Origin of the sequence: Moorena sp. SIO4G3 (assembly GCF_010692305.1) — a bacterium.
In the GTDB taxonomy this organism is placed as follows: domain Bacteria; phylum Cyanobacteriota; class Cyanobacteriia; order Cyanobacteriales; family Coleofasciculaceae; genus Moorena; species Moorena producens_A.
This window is the reverse complement of record NZ_JAAHIG010000146.1, coordinates 1-19,908: the sequence shown is the minus strand read 5'-3', so window position 1 is coordinate 19,908 and position 19,908 is coordinate 1. Positions and strand designations below refer to the sequence as shown.

Below are 19,908 nucleotides of genomic sequence, written 5' to 3'. Positions count from 1 at the left end.
TGGGGCGAGCCTAGGAACTGAGACAGCAGGGGCAGATTGGGCAGACAAACGCATGGTAACTCATGAAACTCTCAGCTAACTTGTAAGCCTAGCATTTATTAGCTTTCATGAGAATGAAATAGCCCTGCCTCAAGCAGTTACCTTCCTTTTTTCAAAAACTTTCAAAGGAACGCGAGTCGGATTTCTTTACCTTACTAGAACGGTCTAGGCAACAAACGACCCCTTTATCTACTCGGGAACAACGTCAAATCAGAAAAGCGTTGACCGGGCAGATCACATCCCACTCGATTGAGAAAGCAGCAAAACTCGCCAATATTTTAGTGGGAATTGGGGTTTGCGATGACCTAGACTCTTTGTTGCCTCTACTGAAAGACCCAGAGGGAGAAAAAATTTTACAAACTGCCTATCAATTTGCTAATCTCCAAACCAGTACCCGTAACATTGTTACCGCTGCTGAACGAGCTGCTAAAGTGGTGTTTGCCCTGAAAACTTATGCCCATGATGATTCTAGTGGTAACAAGATAGAGGCAAATATTATTGAAGGAATTGATACTATTTTAACTCTCTATTATAACCAACTAAAATATGGTGTGGATGTAATCAGAAATTATGACGATTCCTTGCCTGCTATTCTTTGCTATCCCGACCAACTTAATCAAGTTTGGACGAACTTGATTCACAATGGCATTCAAGCTATGGAGAGTAAGGGAACCTTAACCATTGATGTTAGACAGCAGGATGATCAGATAAAAGTCAGTTTCACTGATAGTGGTAAAGGAATTCCTCCGGAGGTTATACCGAAAATATTTCAGCCTTTTTTTACGACTAAACCCCCTGGAGAAGGGAGTGGTTTGGGGCTAGATATTGTCAAAAAGATTGTGGATAAACATCAGGGTCAGATTGAGGTGGAGTCGGTGCCTGGAAAGACGACTTTTACAGTAGTTTTGCCGATCGAGCTACTCTCAGAGTAATATCCTAAATCCTATAACGCTGCGCTTTATAGCAAGGGAAATATAGTTTATGACATAGTATTTTCGTTTAAAGGGAACAGCGGATCTGGGAGCAGGGAACAGCGGATCTGGGAACAGAAATATGTCTTAACCTTTACTTAGACTGCTATTAATATTAATATATACTATTAACATATAATCTTTATTTGTCAAGTACTTTACCGAAAATTACTGAATATTTTAATTACTAGAGAGACTAATTGGTTGGAGCCCAAGATAGTAACTAGCAGTTTAACTAAAACTTAAATAATTATTAATGTCAAGTACCCTAGGTTTACTAAGTTTCGCAAAAATTGTCAAGTCCTTGTATTGATGGCTCGCTTATTTAAAATTACTGAATCCTTTACTCCGTCTAGGATTTAGAACTATGACTATAAAAAAAATTGAAGATTTGTTACTTATTTGGTTAAGGTTATGTCTTCTTTCTATAAGTCTGTGTATAATAATTTTTGGTTGGCTGAAGTTAACAAACCTGAAGCTAACGGATATTTAAATTTACTGATTTTTAGATGAGCTTTAGAGGTCTAGTTCTAACCAGGCTTAGGCTCTGAAGATTGCTCTATGAAATCTAAACTCAAATTTAGATGTCCTAGGAGTAGACCACACCAAAAAAGGTTAGATAAGGATAACCTAAAAATGAAAATGATGCAAAAATTATTGCAAAAGCTCAAGACAGCAACAGTCATCGCACTGATCAGTGTTTTTGTTCTGTTAAGTTCTGGATGGACTAGCACCGCAGTTGCTCAAAACCCTATGGATGAGCTCGTAACGGGCTATGTATCTAAAGTAAATGTCACCGATCTGGGCCGAGCCATCTTCTTTTACCAGGAGCTTTTGGGCATGGAACGGGATACTTCCCGCGATACACCCAGTTGGACGCAGTTCTTTTATCCCAACGTGCCTGGCACCCAAATTGGCCTCTACGAAGACAAAGCTACAGGAACGGGAGAAGCCGTACTAACACTAGTTGTGGAGGATATAGAGAAAGCTAGGTATTTCCTCATGTCTAGAGGGATTGATGTGTCACCGATTCAAGATGTTGGTGGAGGAGTTCTATTAGCATTCTTTACGGATTTTGATGGCAACACGTTAGGTCTTCGCCAGAACGGGTGGTAATTGGTCTTGACTGGTAGTTGGTATTAACTTTTCAGTGACTGTTTATCAAGTAAATCTAATCACCCCTTAAGTCACAGAATATTGGTGGGTTACGGCAGATAGCTTTGTTTAAAGGTGAGCTTTTACAGATCTTGCCGCCTAACCCACCCTACGCAAGGATTGAAGCAAAGTTTAACAAACATAAACAGTCTCTAAAGGGGGTTTTTAAGCAGGATTTGGAATTATTGCAATTATTGGGATTACAAGACTAGGACTACTTCAAGCGATTACTTCAAACAACGGCTATCTTCACCCAACTATTTTCAAATAAAGCGTTTCGCTCAAATTTCGGATGAATCCGAACAATATAAATAGACTTCTGATCACTAACAGATGTTCTATGTTCCGCTTCGGTAATTTTGTACCAATCTAGAGCAAAGCATTCACGGCTGTACAAGCTGTAGTAAATATCATGGGTTGTTAACAGGGATGGTGCTAGTTTAAATTGAATAGATTCTCCTTTTTTCAAGGCACCATAGTAAAATTTTGTTTCTGGATTCGGTACCGGTAAGAATACTTTTTTTACAAATGCTTGGGGTAACCATTGCTTAAAGCGCAACAGGTTGAAAACATAGTAATTTAACCAGACATGAAGCCAATTTTTTCGTTTAATTAGGTCACGGTAAAAGCTGTTGATATCAGTAGGGGCGTTAATTTGCTTGGCATCTACGACTTTAACGCCATCTGCTTTAACAGTAGGTTGCTCTACTGTTTCTGACCAATGATAATACCGCAAACCTAATAAGTATTTACCTGGTTTCAAGCTCACGGATTCCCATTGGTTTTCTCCGGATACGGTGAGGGAGCTGATATTAGTTATGGTTTCAAAATCTGGTAGACTGTAAACTACTAATGTCCAAGATTGGGCTGATTGTTTAGCTGCACTCGCATCAAAGCTAATTACCTCTTTGACCTGAATCGGTCCAACTAGAGAAATAATAGCGTGAAGATTCCAACGAGCTCGACTCATTGCCCAAATTAATTTGATGGGCTTTTTTAAAAACTCGGCTGAAACGATTTGCCACTCAAGATTTTTAGTGTTTTTTTTGGAGGTAAAGTATCCCCCGATAGTTTGCATCACAAATCTTAGGATGCGGGAAAAGATGAAGGAGAGTATGGATAAGGGGATTTCCCAGAAAAGCTCTAAATTAGTCATTTGTTTGTATAGGGGAGGGAACAGCGGATCTGGGAACAGGGAACATTGGGAAAGAGCTCAGAAGATTTTTTGGTGTTATTATGAATCAGTATTTGGTTTCATGCAACTAGTTGCTTTGGCTAGTTGGTTTGGCTATATTTGGTAATTGGTATTGTTAATTTTCCCTGTTACCTTTTCCCTGTTACTTGTTACCTTGTCACTTTTTAATTTTTCAGTTTTAATCGGTTGTTGGCGATAATTGCAACTATAGCATCTGGTGCATCAACATGGAGGTTATGTCCTCCTGATAGTGTTACTGTTTTAGCATGAGGTATGGCAGCTTGTTGTAAGGCTAGGTCTTCGGCTCGGTTAAAGTTACTATTATTGCCATAAACTAAGGTAGTGGGAGCTTTAATTTGACTCAGTAGCTGTGTGTATTTATCTCGATTAAAAGCTGTTCCACTTAAACCAATTCCCGTACGAACTTGCAATCTTGGATCCCAGCGCCAGCATACACCACCATCACCAGGTTCGGTAAGTCGCTGAGCATGTTTTAAAGCCAATTCCTCAGAGAGGTTGGGGGTTAAGCGGCGCAGACGATTAGCAGCAGCTTGGATATCCTCAAAGACTTGGTGTTCGGGTGGGGATGCTAGATAATCTAAATGAGTTGCTAACTGTTGAGCCGTTTCATCCTCCTTCCCTTCCCCTGGTAGCACTGGCTCCAGCAATAGTAAGGATTTGACCTTTTCGGGTCTAACACTGGCAAAGGTGGCAGCAACTACAGCCCCCATGGAATGACCTACTAGAATAAATGGCTGCTCTGTCAGAGCTTTTGCGTTCAGGTCTGCCGTGCCAAACGCGATCGCATCTAAATCCCCTAAGTAGTCGATTAATTGATAAGACCCTCCCATCCCTACATGCTGGGAACGTCCATGGCCTCGCTGGTCAGGTGCCACCACTCGATATCCCATACTTGCTAAGGGACGGGCAATTTCTTCCCAAGCCGCTCCATGTTCTAAAACACCATGGATACATAGGATTAAATCTCCATCCACTGGACCCCAACTACACAGACACAGCTGTAAACCCCGCACGTCTAGATAAGACTCCTGCATCGGTTCAAGTTGTTCGGGTAGCGTGGCCTTTTGGCCAAGGTTAGAAGGTTGAAGGTTAGGAGGTTGAAGGTTAGGAGGTTGAAGGTTAGGAGGTTGAAGGTTAGGAGGTTGAAGGTTAGGAGGTTGTTCGCCCTTCGTATTCGAGTAGGGTAGGTTAGGCCATTGATAATCCAACCGTGTCGCTACCTCTTCCGCAAAATTCCCCAAAGGCCGGGGCAACTGGATTTGCCGCCAAACCTCTCCCAAAGCCGAATCAATTTGGTTATGGTTGCGGAAATTGGGGTCATCTACCGGTAGGGATTGGGGATGAACTCCATCCGTCATCCGCTGGCCTTGATAGGGTTCTAAAACCGCCTCATCAAAAGGAATATCCAGAAACTCACACAACCTTGCCATCACCAAAGCAGGTTGCTTTACTAGTTCCTCGTAATACACTAAATGATGATTAGATGGTGCAATTTCCTCGCAGAAGTCTAGGATATTACGGTTACAGGTTGTCCAAACTTCCTCTGCTAGCCAATAAGGGTCTACCTGATCAATACCAAAGATTTTATCCATCCGATTTTTCACGAAGGAATCAATTACCGCATAGGGATGACGTACTAGATGAATATACTTCGCTTCTTCAAATAAATCTTCCGCGTGCCTTAGGGTTTCAATACTGCCAGCATAGGTAGGAGACTTATCCACAAGAGTACGTTTACCCGTTAGTTCCTGTAACCTGCCATAAACCTTCTGAATTGACCAGTCTTGCTGGGTTATCTCCTCCACCAGTGTTGTACTGGCTTGGGCATCTAGGTTCATGATTTCCATGAAAGCTCGCGCTAACCCTTCTCCTAAGTGAGTTGAACCTAGGGATTGATTGCGCTCAGCCATGGTTTCAAAGGGCAATAGGTGTAATTCTGGTGGACAGAATAAATCCCGATGACCAGCTAGCATCACCCGCAGTAAGGTGGAGCCTGACCGAGGGCTACACAGCAAAAACACCATGCTCTGATTGCGCTGGGTGGGTTTGGTAAAATTGCGTTCGCTATTGTTCCATGCCCAAGGATTAGCCCAATTCTTAATATCTGAGAGACTAGTAGTGGTCAATGAAGTTTGGGTTGGCTGGGGCTGATGAAGCCGTTCCATCTCCAAAGCCAAGTACTCAGCTAGAGCTGTAATCGTTGGTCGCTCATAAAACTCCCTAGGATAAAGGGTTATCTTCAGGTCTTTCTTACAGGCATTGAGTACTTCTACAATCATTAACGAATCAGCACCCAAATCCATCAGGTTGCTCGACCCTGAGATTTCCCGACTTATCCCTAAAGCCTTAGCAATCTGTTGCTTAAGGTAATCTTTTAATAACGCTTCCCGTTGGGTTGTTGTAGTGGCGAGCAGTTGATCAAAAATCCCAGAATTGTCGTTTTCCCCATCCCCCTGAGGCGGTAGTGTTTCTGTTGTGATTACCTCTGATAGGAATAACGGTAACTCTACCGGTAGTCGTTCTTTTAACTTTGACCACTCCACCGGTAATACCCCCACCTGAGCCCGATCTTGTGCCAGAAGTTGTTCGAGTATCTGTAATCCCTGTGGTGCTTGAATCGGCTCGATTCCCAGCATTGCCATCCGTTTCCCGACGCCAGCGGCTAAACCCATCTCAGCCCAAGGTCCCCAATTAATACTTAAAGCTGGGCTACCTTGCTGTTGTCGATAATGGCTGAGGCTATCTAAAAATCGGTTAGCTGCGGAATAGTTTCCTTGACCAGGGGTACCTAGGATAGAGGTGGCGGAGGAAAATAGTACAAATAACTCTAGGGCTATATCCTGAGTCAACCTGTGTAAATTCCAGGCTCCCTCAACTTTCGGTTTCATCACCTTGGCAAATTTTGCCCAATCTTGATGCAGCAGCACCCCATCCTCTAGGACCCCTGCACCATGGATAATTCCTTTGAGGGGGGGTAAGGAAAGCTGAATTCTGTTGAGACAGTCTCTAACTTGTGCTTCCTGGGATACATCCACCTGCTCCAGGACTACCATCACACCTTGTTCTTCTAATTTCCCAATTATTTCTGAGGCTCTAGAATTTGGTTGGCTTCTTCCTACCAGGACTAAATACCTTGCCCCCTTATCTACCATCCATTCAGCTACCTTTAACCCCAGTGACCCCAAACCACCGGTAATTAAGTAGGTGCTATCTGGTTTTAGCTGTAATGGTAAAGCGGGGGGTTGGGACTGTTGCTGTTGATGAATCAGCCGAGGCACATAGGTTTGTCCATCCCTCAAAGCAATTTGGTTTTCTCCCTCTGGCCGTAATATCTGCTTGAGCAGCATTAATGATTGCTCTTGGTAGTGCTGCTCATTGCTCAGTGCTGAGTCTTGACTTGGTTCTAGGTCTATTATCCCTGCCCAAAGTTCCGGATGTTCTTGGGCAATAACTGCACCTAAACCCCATAGGGGAGACTGAGCAATCTGTAAAGATTTTTTCCTCTTACCTACCGGTTGTGTGCCTTCGGTAACTAACCACAGACGAGGGGATTGAGCTAATTCTGCTTTGACTAACCCTTGCAGCAGATGCAAGACACTACCACAACCGTTTTCTAAGGTGGCGTCTAGGGGAAATGTTTGCAATCGGTCCAGTGCGGGAGTATCTAAACTCCACATATGAACCACAATCACAGATGTTGCGTTTAGGGATTCGACTTCTTGAGCTAACAGACGCTGAAAGTGTTGCGGTTGTGCTGGGTTAATTTGGTAATGGTTTACTTGTAATTGTTCATAGCTTGAGCCAGGGGAAATTAGCAAAACGCGATGTTCCTTTGGAACCGCTTTGTCAACACATTTTTCTTCCAGCTGTTGAACTAATGTTTCTCCAAATGTTTCTCCAAAGCCCTCTTTATCGGCAAAAATCAACCAAGTTGTACTAGATTTAGATATATCAGTAGATATATCAGATGAATCTACATCCTTAGGTCGCCATGCTATTTGATACAACCAATCCCCATAGGAGGGAGTGGAGAGTTGACCATAGGAAATCGGGGATAATGGTTTTACTGAAGTGGTATCTAGCCAATACCGTTGCCGTTCAAAAGGATAAGTTGGTAGGGAAACTAGGCGGCGGGGGTTATGCTGATGGAATCTTCCCCAGTCTACTGATGCGCCATGTTTATATAGGCTTGCCAAACTTTCCAGCATTTGCTGACTATCTGGTTTTCCTGGGCGCAAACTTGGTATAGCTGTGAGCTTTCCTTTCGGTAAGCACGCTTTGCCCATTCCCAATAGGCTAGGCTTAGGTCCTACTTCCACACACAGGTGATAACCCTCTTGATAAAGGGTTTCCATGCTCTGGTAAAATTTCACGGACCCACGCACATGGTCACACCAATACTCGGTCGTAGCTATCTCAGCAGTGGCTAATTTTCCAGTTACATTCGAGATTATCTCTATTTGCGGGGGATGTAAGGATATTTCCGATAATACCTGAGCAAAATCTCCCACCATTGGTTCCATGAGGGCAGAATGGAAGGCATGGGAGACTGGCAACTTTAGTGATTTGACCTTTTGAGAGCGTAGTCGGGCTATCACTGTTTGAACGGCCTGACTTTCCCCAGAAATCACAATATTTTCCGGACCGTTAATGGCAGCGATTGAGACTTTTTCGGATAGGGATTGAATTGCCTCAGTGACCTGCTGCTCATTGGTCAAAACCACCGCCATTTCACCACCTTCTGGCAACTGTTGCATCAAACGCGCTCTTTCAGCAATTAGCTTTAGCCCATCTTCTAAGCTAAAGACTCCTGCTACAGTTGCTGCCACATATTCCCCAACACTATGACCCATCACCACAGTTGGTTCGATTCCCCAAGACCGCCATAACTGAGCCAGGGAGTATTCTAGAGCAAATAATGCCGGTTGGGTGTAGGCCGTTTGATTTAATAATGTGGAGTTGTCACTGTTGTCGCTAAAGATTTCCCCATACAGGACATCCAGTAACGGCTGTTCTAAATAGGATTGCAGAATTTCGGCGCATTGGTCGAGAGTAGCCCGAAAGATTGGTTGGGTTTCGTAGAGTTGCCGTCCCATACCACTATACTGAGAGCCTTGACCAGTGAAGAGGAAAACTATTTCGGGGGGAGTAGGGCTATTTTGTGCTATTTTATCCGAAATGGTTTCCCTTTCTGTCAACTTGGTCAGTTTTTGCTGCAACTGGTCAGTGGATTGGACTAGGAGGGCTAGACGATAGTTAAAATGCGATCGCCCTTTATTGCTGGTCAAACAAATATCTGCCAGTGTGCTTGATGGCTCAGATGCTATGAAGTCTATGTATCGCTTTCCTAGGGTTTGCAGAGCGGTTGCTGTTTTGGCAGACAAGGTAAATAGATGATAGTTTTGGTCTTGATAGTTTTGGTCTTTATCATTACTTGTCGCTTTTGTCAACTCTGGCGCTCCTTGTAGCACCACATGAGCATTGGTTCCTCCAAAACCGAAAGAACTTACACCAGCAAATGGGGGAATCACATCCCATGGCCAAGGCTCCCCTTGCTGCTGTACTCGCAGGGATAGTTGCTCAAAGGGAATGTGGGGATTTGGCTCCTGGAAATGGAGGCTGGGTAAACGTTCTTGGTGCTTGAGGGATAGGGCAACTTTGATTAAACTAGCAATACCAGCAGCTGCTTCTAGATGACCGATATTAGATTTGACCGAGCCAATCGCAACAGGCTTGTTGGTAGGATGGGTTGATAACGCACCGTAGTTATCAGAGTTATTATCAGAGTTATTGTCAGAGCGATGTTCCTTTGGAACCGCTTTGCGAGAGCGTTTTAGGACATTTCCCAAGGCCATCGCTTCAATCGGGTCTCCCAGTAGGGTTCCGGTGCCATGGGTTTCTACATACTGCACATCTGAAGGTGAAATGCCCGCGTGCTGGTAGGCCGAGACTAGAACAGCTTCCTGAGCGTCTCGATTGGGAGCAGTTAGCCCATTAGTGCGCCCATCTTGGTTCACCGCACTACCTCGAATCACAGCATAAATTGGATCTTTATCGATCAGGGCTTTGGATAGGGGCTTTACTACTATCACCCCAGCCCCCTCGCCCCTGACAAAGCCATTGGCACGGGCATCAAATGCCTTACAGCGACCATCCGGAGATAAAGCCGTTAACTTACTTAACCCAACCGTCACCACTGGGGTTAGCATCAAATTCACTCCCCCTGCTATGGCTACGGTTGACTCACCATTCCAGATACTCTGACAAGCCAAATGAACAGCAACTAGGGATGAGGAGCAAGCGGTATCAACCGTTAGACTTGGCCCTTTTAAATTCAGTAGGTAGGAAATGCGATTAGCTGCCATAGTGGAAGCTACACCAGTATTGGTATAGGTATCTACCACCTCTGGAGTTTGGAGGAGCAGCTGACCATAATCATGAGTAGAAATGCCAACAAAGACCCCCGTTTGGCTACCACTGATTCGGCTAGGCACTTGGCCTGCATCCTCTAGTGCTTCCCAAATTACTTCCAACAGTAGTCGCTGCTGGGGGTCGATATAGGTAGCTTCCCGAGGAGCAATGCCAAAGAATTCTGGATCAAATTGATCAACATGGGCCAGAAAACCACCATAACGGCAATACATTTTGCCTGGTGCTGTGGGATCAGCATCGTAAAATTTCTGGATATCCCAACGGTCTGGTGGCACTGCAGTAATAGCATCAACACCATTTTTGAGCAGTTGCCAGAAGGAGTTTGGGGAAGAGGCACCTGGAAAGCGGCAGCCAATCCCGATAATAGCAATAGGTTCTTTTAACCCTTTCCTTTTTTGCAGCTGCAACTCAAGAAGGGCGCGTTTTTCGGGGGAGAGATTGGCAATCCGCTTAGCAATATCATCCACTGGCAACATAGATCGAAACATAGATCTAGGAACTATTTGATGGGTTTTCCCAGAATTTCTTGGATTTGTGCTTCTGAGAGCATTTCCAACTCAGCTAAGAGTTGGTCTACCTCTTGATCACCACTGGAGGAAATCGATTGAACCGTCACCGGTGAACGATAAAAGGGTGTCGAGGTGAACCGATCCAGATTCTGGAACTGTGCCTCCCATAATTGTTGCATCTCAGTACCTGCACTCAAAACTCTCGGTTCGATTTTTCTTGGGCTGTCCTCCTGGTTTGAGTTGCTTTTTTGACTTTCTTGAGCCAGATATTGGGCAAGGGACTCGATATTGGGATAATCATACGCCAGTGTCGGAGACAGAGGCACCCCTAACCATTCTTCGAGATCATCAGCTAATTCGACTGCTGTTACTGAATCTAGACCATAATCAGCAAAAGACTTGCTGATGTTAATAGACCCGGCAGGCAGTTTTGTTTCTCGCGCTAGCCAATTTACTATCCACTTTTGAAGTGTATGCCGGGTTTGCGCTTTGCCGATAGTATTAGTAGTGGGTTCTTTTTCTGGTTTAGTTGGGGCAATGGTTGGGTGTTGCGCCAACCTCGATTGGCCTACAACTGTCAAGGTATTGTTTAGAAATCCAGCTCGACAAGCATGGCGCTGTACTTTGCCACTGGATGTCTTGGGAATACTATTGGTCTTGAGCAATAACACAACATAAACTTGAAGCTGGTACTCTTGGGAGACTGCACTGCGGATTGCTTCAACCACTTCATCTACATCTAGTTTCCGAAGGTAATTCCTGGAGACTTCTTGGACAATCACCAATTGCTCAGCCTGTTCGACTTCCACAGAAAAAGCTGCGCCATAGGCAGGGCGAAGAGCTGGATGACTCTTTTCCGCCGTCAATTCTATATCTTGGGGATAATGGTTGCGACCCCGAATAATAATTAAATCCTTCAGACGACCTGTTACAAACAACTCACCATCCTGGATAAATCCTAAATCACCAGTACGCAGCCATGGCCCTGAACCAGTATCAGCTAGATAAGCATTAAAGGTTTTTTCCGTCACCTCTGGTTGATTCCAATAGCCTTGAGCAACACTTGGACCTTTTACCCAAATCTCTCCGACAGCACCTGCTTCAACCTGGGTAAGGGATTGGGGGCATGCGATCGCAATTTTTTCATTTAACCAAGTCCGCCCACACCCGACCAGGATTCGAGTCGCCACATTACCATTAGACTGACCATTAGACTGACCATTAGACTGACCATTAGACTGATTGAGACGATTTTCTGGCAGGGGAACCACTCGATTTTGTTCAAGAGCTTGCCCTTCAAATTCCCTTACCACTGGAGGTTGGTCTTTCAAGCCTCCAGTTACTAATAATGTGGTTTCTGCCATGCCATAACAGGGGTAAAATGCTTCCCGACGGAAACCACAAGGGGCAAATTTTTGAGCAAATCGCTCTAATGTTGAGGCTCTAACTGGCTCAGCACCGGTAAAGGCCATTTGCCAGCTGCTCAGGTCTAGGGCTTCTAATTGCTTAGCCGTAATTTTCTGCACACACAGCTCATAGGCAAAATTCGGAGCACCACTGGTAGTCACCTGGTATTTGGAAATTGCCTTTAGCCAGCGGTAAGGCTTGCGGAGGAAATCTACTGGAGCCATCAGGATGATGGGAAGACCAACATAAAGGGGTTGTAGGATGCCACCAATCAGTCCCATATCATGGTAAGCGGGTAACCAAGACAATCCTCTGCTTTGGGGTGTATCTTGGAAACACTGATTGATCAAAGCTGAGTTATATAACAAATTCCCGTGGCTAACCATTACTCCTTTGGGTTTACCCGTTGAGCCAGAGGTGTACTGTAGAAAAGCCAAAGTATTCTGTGTAGAGTCCGGGTGCTGCCAATCTGATTCGTGGTGCGTAGGCAGATTGTCAGTTGCCAGCCACTTCAGTTGATTGTTGGCGGGATTTTCAGCTAGCTGAGTCTCTATTTTCTCTAATAGAGGGGTAGTAGTGAGGGCAAATTTGGCTTGAGCATCTGCCACAATTGCCTCTAGCCTGGACAAATTTTGATTGGAGCGGGGGGGATAAGCGGGAACGGCTAACACTCCCGCATACAAACAGCCGAAGAAAGCTGTGATAAACTCTAAACCGGGTGGATAGAGTAGCAAAGCTCGCTCCCCTTTTGCGTTTTGGTGTAGAAGCTCGGATGCGATCGCTTGGGCGTGGTTGTCTAACTGTTTATGGGTAAGGTAGCGGTCTGGGGTTTCCCCGTTCAGTAAAAATGTATAGATTATCTGATCCGGCTGGTGTATTGCTCGGTAACGTAGCAGGTCCACTAAGGTAGAAAATTTTGGTATATTCTCGCTCATCTGATCTAAACTGTCTTTCATCCCTGCACGCCTTATTTTCACAGCCAAATCGTCGCCCATCCCCTGATCGATAGATTTATCAGCCTTTTTCTAGACTACAACAATCTTGAACTCTCCCTGGTTTGAAAACGCAGGGATTCTAAGCTGATGTCGTTACGCGGGTTGAAACCGCGCTCCACGACGCTTCACGATACCATTTAGATAGAGAATCTAATTTGTATCGTTGTGGCAGGTTCAAATCTGCTCTACTGACCTCGGCTAGGGAAAACCCTAGCTGTGTCACTACTTTTCGGAGGATATTACAAGCTCCGTTGCAATCGGCGTTAATTAATTCACCTTTTCGAGACCTATAAAGCCCACGCCTTACTCTTGTTCCAGAAGCCTTCCACCCCTCGGGTTTTGCACCAAGTGTAGGTAGAAAGTCACGATCTAAGAAGCTAGCTTTACTGGTGTAACTCTCTTCGATTTCAACGAATTTAATGCCGTACTCAACACACAGTTTTTCAATTCTGTTCTTCAACTTAGCGGTAGGAGTCTGAACAAATTGCTGGTTATTCTTTTTGCCAATATTAATACCGTCTTTGTTGCGCTTATTCCACCCAAAAACTACTGTGCTAATTTGATTCCTTAGGCACCAGTTAATAATAAATCTAGCAGCCTTATTGATATTGTCGCGCATTTGACGGTTGCGCTTTTCAGTCTCAGAGGCTAGTTGTTCATCCCAGTAGTCTTGAGATTTTCCTTTTTTGATTGCAGCTACCCGCTTGTTGTACCACTGGTTTTGGGACTTGACTTTTCTGCCATCTACGATGAAAGATCTTCCGGTATTGGAGACGCAAGTCAACCAGTTATTGAGACCGGGGTCAATACCTAATACATTCTCTGTAGGTGTTACCGGCTTTGGGTTTGGTCGCTCGTATACAAACTCCAGATAAAAACAGCCATTCCTAGGGACAAACCGATATTCTTTGATTGATTTGAAATCGATATTGGACGGCATCGGCAGTAGAAAGTGATCAATCCCAAACCAAACCTTAACCTGCTTTCCTAAAGTAAATTTGAGTTGACCTTTTACTAGTTTCACCCAGCGAGCAGGATAGCTGACTACAGCTAAACCTCCTTTCTTACGGTACTTCGGAACTCTAGGCTTATCAGTTAGTTGTCCTTTAGTGTATAGCTTTTTGAGAGCCTTGTAAGACTTGAAGGACTCAACAACTCGATGTAATGTCTGTTGTGCGCAAGCCGATCTCAACGCCCTGAAATGGACGTTGCTTTTCATTATTTTGTCTAACTCTGCATTGTTGAGGTATTTTCCAGCCTTAAACAACATTTGACGGCAATAATACAGGCCGCAGTTGGTTAACTTGTTAGCCTCCGAGCAGATAAACTCTATGATCGCCTGGTTTTCAGGTGTTGTAGCTATCAGATGTTGCTGGCAACCGTACATATTCTTGTCACCTCATTGTATATAGGATATCTTGATTCTACACTTGTTTTCAACACCTATGGATACCAAAACTCAAGATATTTTCAGGACAAACCCGCATTCTGTCACCTTACTGAATTACCACTTTGTCTGGTGCCCGAAAAGAAGGAAAGCAGTATTGATTGGCGAAATTAAAATGAGGCTACAAGAGATTATTTTTGACTTATGCAAGGACAACAACTGGCAATTGATAGCTTTGGAGATAATGCCAGACCATGTTCACATGTTCTTGGAGGTTGACCCCACTTTCTCTCCATCTGTGATAATCAAGAGGGTAAAAGGCCGGGCTTCACATCACTTACGAAAAGAATTTCCTGAACTATTAAAACTTCCAACTCTTTGGTCTCCCAGTTATTTCTGTTCAACTACTGGAAACGCCAGCACAGAAACAGTGAGGAGATATATTAAAAACCAAAGAGGAAAGTAACACGAGAGCCGGGATAAATCCCGGTACGCTCCACGCCCACCCAATAAATTAGGTGGCTAACTCTCGCTCGTTACTTCCTTTGTTTATTATCCATTAAGATGGGCATTATTGGCCAATAGGTGATTAATTACCAATTCCCCCTTAGTCATTAGTCGTAAGCTATCAGCATTCAGCTATCAGCATTCAGCTATCAGCATTCAGCTATCAGCATTCAGCTATCAGCATTCAGCCAAGGACTTGTTTCCACGCTACTTGATCTGATTTTGAATAAAAGAGGTAAGCTAAGGCCAAAGGCAGCGCTACGCGAACGTAAGGTCTGAGTTACGGCTGACGGCTGACAGCTGAACGCGCACGCGTGCGCGTAGCGCTTATGCTGATAGCTTAGGTTTCGCTCATAACTTTCAGCCGAATCAGCTGCTCTCCACTCTCGTCCAAAGGAACTTCAATCACGTCACCCGCTAGACGATCCATACAGGTCAGCAGCAATCGCAAGTGAGGAGTACTTGACCCGGTATCCACATACAATCGGTCTGACAGACTACCTAAACGCTTCCAGGTGGTATAAAGTTTGCCAACAACCTGTTCCAGGGCCAAGGCTTGTTTCACTAAATCAGCAGCAGTGTTTAAACAATCAAGTCGTAGCGCTTCATCTAAAGCTAGTTCCATATCTAAGGATGTGTGATTGATAGCTTGGACTTGGGCAGATGCATCTAAATACTTGGCTAAGCAACGGGCATCTGAGGTCACATGTTTAACAGTGTCCACATCTGGATTAGTAGCAATTGCTTCTTGTAATGGAATCAGGTGGATTTCTGGCAGCTTTTCCATCTCTTTAACCAATGGGGCCAGATAACTGGATGGGAGACCCCCTTCAGCGGATTTTTCTTTAACTTCGTCTGGTAGTAATTCTGAGGACATGGCAGTCCATTGATCAGACATCTGTTTGACCTCCCGGCGAGTGATGCGATCGCCTTGTTGAGCTAGTTCTGTCACCATTTGCTGGACTTCGGGAGCCGACTTAGCTGTTTCCACAAATGCCCGTTTACTGAAGTTATTAATGGCATCATGACTAAGCTGACCCTCGATTAACAGAGTATCGGCACTATTAGCCAGTTCAATCAGGGAGTAAGCCTGACTTTTGCCGATTTCCCGACTTTTGAGCCAATTTAAAAATCCAGCTCCCCGTCCTTCACCACCTTTTTTTTCCCTGTCTCTTACTACTCGTAGAATTCGTCCCCGCCAGATATCGGTCTGTAGGTCAAAGCGATCGCATACTCGCCAAGCGTGATCCACTAGCTGTTCAAAGTCGGTTTCCTGAATTTCTTCATCCTCTGGATCCGGGAGTTGGAAATCCAGATCCATGGGTTCGTTGAGCAGAGCAGCGAGTTCGGCGGTAGAGTCAGGCACTTGCACCATAGGGAAAGATTATCCAGTCACGGTAAACACGATTATTGCACGGTTTCCAAATTATAAAACTGCACGCTACCCCTAGATGAGTGTGACTTGATTATCTGGCATCATGCACCAGATGTATAGGTTATTAGTCGTTAGTCATTAGTTTGGTTGCTTTTGAGACTCAGATGTGACCGTAAACCTATGAATGGGATTTAATGCGATCGCACAACTATTCCGTAATCTTATAGGCTACTTAATCACGAATAATTTTACGCCATAACTGGATTTTTCAAGCCTGGGAAAAATTTTATTATAATCCTTACTCATTATTAGTTTTTTTGGTGGTGTTTTATTCTATCCTTAATTATGGATTTTGCATTTCAAAAAATATAAACTCTTGATTTTTTGTGTTAATTTTATATTAACTTTTAACTATAAATCTACTAGTCATATATATCGTCTAAGTACAGGACAAAAGTTTTAGAGAGAGCGAAAAGTCAGCCTGATTGTGGATAGAAGGATTTAAAACCAAATGTCGCAAGTAGTCAAATCCGTTCGCGAAATAAGCTCGCTTGCCGACGACCGTGTTTTTTAATAGTAATGGGTTGATACTGGTGTAACCACAAACCCGTTCCCATTGACCAACGAGCGTGCTAGTGTCAGCAGGGCAAAAAGTTTGCGTAAACGCTCAGCTTCAGTAAAGTGAGTGGACTCAATGGCATTTGCCTCGGGTTTTAAAAATGCCTGCATAGCGTTTCAATGCCCCAACGCAAGGCAAACGTCAGTGACCAGATGCTGGGTTGCCGGGGGTGCAATCACAACTAGTAACTGGCCATGATCAAGCCCCTTGGCTTCAACTGAAACTGGGTAACCCCAAACACGACAAACCCCCTTGAGTTGTTGGGATTCACCTGGCATGCTTATGGGCAAAAACCACTTTGGCTGCCAGGGACGTTCCTGAGCGTTCAATCTTATCAGTGGCTCGGAAAAGGATACGAAACGATAGAGTGGGCCCCGCGCAACAGATAACGAATCCATGCCTGACCAATAAACTCTCGGTCTGCACACAAAATCTGGGCTTTTGGAAAGAACTGGTAAAATTCCAAGGGTAAGCGCATTCGCTGATCACTATTGGAGTTTCCCTTCTTATCGAGCAGCCACCACAATACTGGATTTGCCACTCCCTGATGCACAATGCCGTTTGTCAGAATGTTGTAGCAATGAGACCCGAATTCCCATGTTGTTCGGTCGAGGCTCAGAACCCATCCATCTCGAATCTCCATCCAACTTACCACCATTTTGGCAATTTGGGCGTAATCCACCTCAAAGCCTCGAAAAAATCGCGCTCTGACGCTTGTAACTTGATTCCGGCAGTGCCTTGCCTCCAAACCCTAACGACACCTGACAGAGATTGACCGTTTTTACCTTGAGGACAGCCAACAAGAACAGGGCATTAAGCGAGAGTCTGGCTCCAAGGAGCGTCTAAATGTTCTTGGAGTAATTGCTTCAATTCGCGCTTCTTGATTCATAGCGGTTATGGGCAGATTGTGGTATTTCTAATAACCCTATCCTGCTCTTCATTTCAAGCTTTTTGTCCTGTACTTAGGGCTCAACTATACTTGATATGATTCTGATATTGAGCAACGCCCAAGCCACCCGGTCAATTACCGTACATTGCCCTTTAACTATTGGTGAATCAACTTTCTCAACCACAACCGACAGATAGTGATAAATCTCGATGGCATGGCAGCCTTAAATTACGCTTTGCCTTAGCCCATGGAAAAACTCAACCTATTCACACCTACGCCAAAGCTCCCTTGAAGGTACAGCGACCCTTTTATCCAGAAGGGCTAGAGGTTTGTCACAGTGTGGTACTTCATACCGCTGGAGGAATGGTAGCAGGGGACAAGCTATCTCAAGATATCCACCTTGAATCGGGGACTCATGCTTTAATCACCACTGCTGCTGCTAGTAAAGCTTATGGTAGGGGCAGTGCTAGCGCTAGTCTAAGAAACTATAGCACTAATAATCAAAAGCTTAGCGCTACTCTAAACCAAACAGAAGCTAGAAAAAATATTTCTAGCGCTAATCCAGAAAACAATAGCGCTAGTTTAAACCAGCCAGAAACTAGACAAATCATCCGGCTCCAAGTAGAGACTGGTGCTTGTTTAGAATGGTTGCCCCAGGAAACGATAGTATTCAATGGTGCAGTTTATCGGCAGGATTTGCGGGTAGAATTAGCGCCGGAAGCCAGTTGGTTAGGCTGGGAAATTACTCGATTTGGACGCAGTGCAAGAGGAGAAAGGTTTGTGGAGGGAAATTGGCGATCGCATACGGAAGTTTGGCAGCAAGGACATCCACAGTGGATTGACCGACAATGGTTACCAGCTAGCGAAGCCACCTTCTCTAGTCCTTATGGTTTAGCAGGACAACCAGTGGTAGGAACATTAGCTTTGGTAGGGCAACCGGTATCATCAGAGATTCTCGAACAAGCCAGAGGACTGTGGAGTGCTAGGGAGTATGTGGGGGAAGCTGGGGTAACTCAGCTGATCTCAGGATTATTATGCCGCTATCGTGGTGCTTCGACTGAGGAGGTGAGACGCTGGTTTACAGAGGTTTGGCAACTGTTGCGTGTTAATCTATTCGGGCGTCCTATTATTAAGCCACGAGTTTGGCCGTTGTAATATCAAAATTGCTACTAACCAAAGGATCAAACAATGCAACTGACACCCCAAGAAAAGGATAAATTACTAATTTTTACTGCCGCCTTATTGGCAGAACGGCGCAAGGAAAAGGGGTTGAAGCTAAATTACCCAGAAGCCGTTGCCTATATTTCTGCGGAAATTTTGGAAGGTGCTAGGGAAGGACGTCCAGTAGCTGATTTAATGAGTTACGGCACTACCCTGCTGACCCGGGATGATGTGATGGAAGGAGTACCGGAAATGGTGAATGAAGTCCAGGTAGAAGCAACCTTTCCCGATGGGACTAAACTGGTTACTGTACATGACCCAATTCGTTAGTCTCACAAAACCCTTGATCAATAACTCTTTAACTGATCTTAAATCATCAGAGGATTCAAAGAAGTTGACAGAGTTCTTCTCTGAGATTGATAAGTTGGTTTCTCAGGTCATTGATTTGCTCACTGCTCAGTTGTGCAGTTGTTTGATGATCTACGATTTTATTCAGGCTATTGATACAGTCATCAGTCGTATTACGACAGTTCTGAACAACCTGGATTCGTTCATTAAAGATTTCTTTTAACTGAGGCTCAACTGATTGAATAATAGTTGTGTTGTTGGGTTGAAATTCATTCAGTTGGAACTTGAAAATATTCCATAACTTAACTAGTGAAGGGAGTCCCATAAGCACCAAACAATGGTAAAAAAAACTTTAAAAAAATAAAACACCAGACAGGAAAACTAAAAAAGTATAGAGATTAGTAATGACTATAGTCATTACCTATTTAATAGTAATAGAATGAATGGCGAAAATAGTTTCCAAAATAAATTTCTGAATAACCTGCTGCTGCTGCTGAAGCAAAATTTTTCCATAAGTAGGATAAAATTCTTGGCCATTAGTATAGCTTTAAAAGCTATGTAAGATGTCATAGTTGACCAAAAAGGAATCATTAACTGTAGAAATAGTATCATTGATGAGTTAATAAATAATTCAATAACACCTATATCAATTATTCAGCAACAGACTAGAGAATTCAGGATTCATTGATTAAAGACTGTATGAAGAAAATATAAGCGAGAGAAAAAAAAATGGTAATGGTAATAAGTAATAAGTAGTAGGTGATAAGTAATAAGTAATAGGTAATAAGTAATAGCTACAAAAAAAAAGCAGTTGACAGCCTCCGTGCTCACAGAGAACCGCTTCATACCCTGGTCAGAATCCTAGAGCCATTAAATCTATACCCTTGATCCCTAGAGA

At 44.0% G+C, this 19,908-nt stretch carries 11 protein-coding genes and 1 pseudogene; 5 read left to right on the top strand and 7 right to left on the bottom strand.

Going from position 1 to position 19,908, the window contains the following annotated elements:
* Positions 1 to 260: 260 nt before the first annotated feature.
* Entirely contained in the window at positions 261 to 971 is a 711-nt protein-coding gene (locus F6J99_RS23440) for an ATP-binding protein (RefSeq protein ID WP_293115801.1), read from the top strand.
* Positions 972 to 1,646: 675 nt separating this feature from the next.
* The gene (locus F6J99_RS23435; protein ID WP_293115799.1) at positions 1,647 to 2,126 is read left to right on the top strand and encodes a VOC family protein; all 480 of its coding nucleotides are present in this window, start codon (positions 1,647 to 1,649) and stop codon (positions 2,124 to 2,126) included.
* A gap of 271 nt (positions 2,127 to 2,397) precedes the next feature.
* Here F6J99_RS23435 and F6J99_RS23430 read toward each other — a convergent pair whose 3' ends face one another.
* The 4 genes from F6J99_RS23430 to F6J99_RS23415 form a co-directional block, all read right to left on the bottom strand.
* The gene (locus tag F6J99_RS23430; RefSeq protein ID WP_293115797.1) at positions 2,398 to 3,321 is read right to left on the bottom strand and encodes a DUF6208 family protein; all 924 of its coding nucleotides are present in this window, start codon (positions 3,319 to 3,321) and stop codon (positions 2,398 to 2,400) included.
* A gap of 203 nt (positions 3,322 to 3,524) precedes the next feature.
* Complete coding sequence (locus F6J99_RS23425; RefSeq protein WP_293115795.1) at positions 3,525 to 10,301, bottom strand: type I polyketide synthase; 6,777 nt, start codon at positions 10,299 to 10,301, stop codon at positions 3,525 to 3,527.
* Between the two features lie 11 nt (positions 10,302 to 10,312).
* Complete coding sequence (locus F6J99_RS23420) at positions 10,313 to 12,685, bottom strand: AMP-binding protein (RefSeq protein ID WP_293115793.1); 2,373 nt, start codon at positions 12,683 to 12,685, stop codon at positions 10,313 to 10,315.
* A gap of 118 nt (positions 12,686 to 12,803) precedes the next feature.
* Positions 12,804 to 14,111 (bottom strand): transposase, encoded by a 1,308-nt coding sequence (locus F6J99_RS23415; protein WP_293115791.1) that lies wholly within the window; start codon positions 14,109 to 14,111, stop codon positions 12,804 to 12,806.
* A 58-nt stretch (positions 14,112 to 14,169) separates the two neighbouring features.
* Here F6J99_RS23415 and tnpA point away from each other — a divergent pair, with 58 nt between their 5' ends.
* Complete coding sequence (gene tnpA, locus F6J99_RS23410) at positions 14,170 to 14,577, top strand: IS200/IS605 family transposase (protein ID WP_075904234.1); 408 nt, start codon at positions 14,170 to 14,172, stop codon at positions 14,575 to 14,577.
* A 381-nt stretch (positions 14,578 to 14,958) separates the two neighbouring features.
* Here tnpA and F6J99_RS23405 read toward each other — a convergent pair whose 3' ends face one another.
* Both F6J99_RS23405 and F6J99_RS23400 read right to left on the bottom strand, forming a co-directional pair.
* On the bottom strand, positions 14,959 to 15,993 hold the full coding sequence (locus F6J99_RS23405) for a hypothetical protein (protein WP_293115789.1): 1,035 nt from the start codon (positions 15,991 to 15,993) through the stop codon (positions 14,959 to 14,961).
* A 439-nt stretch (positions 15,994 to 16,432) separates the two neighbouring features.
* Positions 16,433 to 17,497, bottom strand: a pseudogene (locus tag F6J99_RS23400) (IS4 family transposase).
* A gap of 166 nt (positions 17,498 to 17,663) precedes the next feature.
* Here F6J99_RS23400 and F6J99_RS23395 point away from each other — a divergent pair.
* Positions 17,664 to 18,656, top strand: coding sequence for an urease accessory protein UreD (locus F6J99_RS23395; RefSeq protein ID WP_293115787.1), 993 nt, complete (start codon positions 17,664 to 17,666; stop codon positions 18,654 to 18,656).
* A 33-nt stretch (positions 18,657 to 18,689) separates the two neighbouring features.
* Positions 18,690 to 18,992 (top strand): urease subunit gamma, encoded by a 303-nt coding sequence (ureA, locus tag F6J99_RS23390; protein WP_008179425.1) that lies wholly within the window; start codon positions 18,690 to 18,692, stop codon positions 18,990 to 18,992.
* A gap of 55 nt (positions 18,993 to 19,047) precedes the next feature.
* Here the strand turns inward: ureA and F6J99_RS23385 are convergent, their stop codons facing one another.
* Positions 19,048 to 19,335 carry a hypothetical protein gene (locus F6J99_RS23385; RefSeq protein ID WP_293115785.1) on the bottom strand — a complete coding sequence of 96 codons (288 nt, stop codon included), beginning with the start codon at positions 19,333 to 19,335 and terminating at the stop codon, positions 19,048 to 19,050.
* Between the last annotated feature and the right edge of the window lie 573 nt (positions 19,336 to 19,908).

Bases quoted from the DNA above. Each gene is read 5' to 3' on its own strand.
- F6J99_RS23420 (WP_293115793.1), bottom strand. From the start codon at position 12,685: ATGAAAGACAGTTTAGATCAGATGAGCGAGAATATACCAAAATTTTCT.
- F6J99_RS23430 (WP_293115797.1), bottom strand. From the start codon at position 3,321: ATGACTAATTTAGAGCTTTTCTGGGAAATCCCCTTATCCATACTCTCC.
- F6J99_RS23415 (WP_293115791.1), bottom strand. From the start codon at position 14,111: ATGTACGGTTGCCAGCAACATCTGATAGCTACAACACCTGAAAACCAG.
- ureA (WP_008179425.1), top strand. From the start codon at position 18,690: ATGCAACTGACACCCCAAGAAAAGGATAAATTACTAATTTTTACTGCC.
- F6J99_RS23435 (WP_293115799.1), top strand. From the start codon at position 1,647: ATGAAAATGATGCAAAAATTATTGCAAAAGCTCAAGACAGCAACAGTC.
- tnpA (WP_075904234.1), top strand. From the start codon at position 14,170: ATGGATACCAAAACTCAAGATATTTTCAGGACAAACCCGCATTCTGTC.
- F6J99_RS23405 (WP_293115789.1), bottom strand. From the start codon at position 15,993: ATGGTGCAAGTGCCTGACTCTACCGCCGAACTCGCTGCTCTGCTCAAC.
- F6J99_RS23385 (WP_293115785.1), bottom strand. From the start codon at position 19,335: ATGGGACTCCCTTCACTAGTTAAGTTATGGAATATTTTCAAGTTCCAA.
- F6J99_RS23425 (WP_293115795.1), bottom strand. From the start codon at position 10,301: ATGTTTCGATCTATGTTGCCAGTGGATGATATTGCTAAGCGGATTGCC.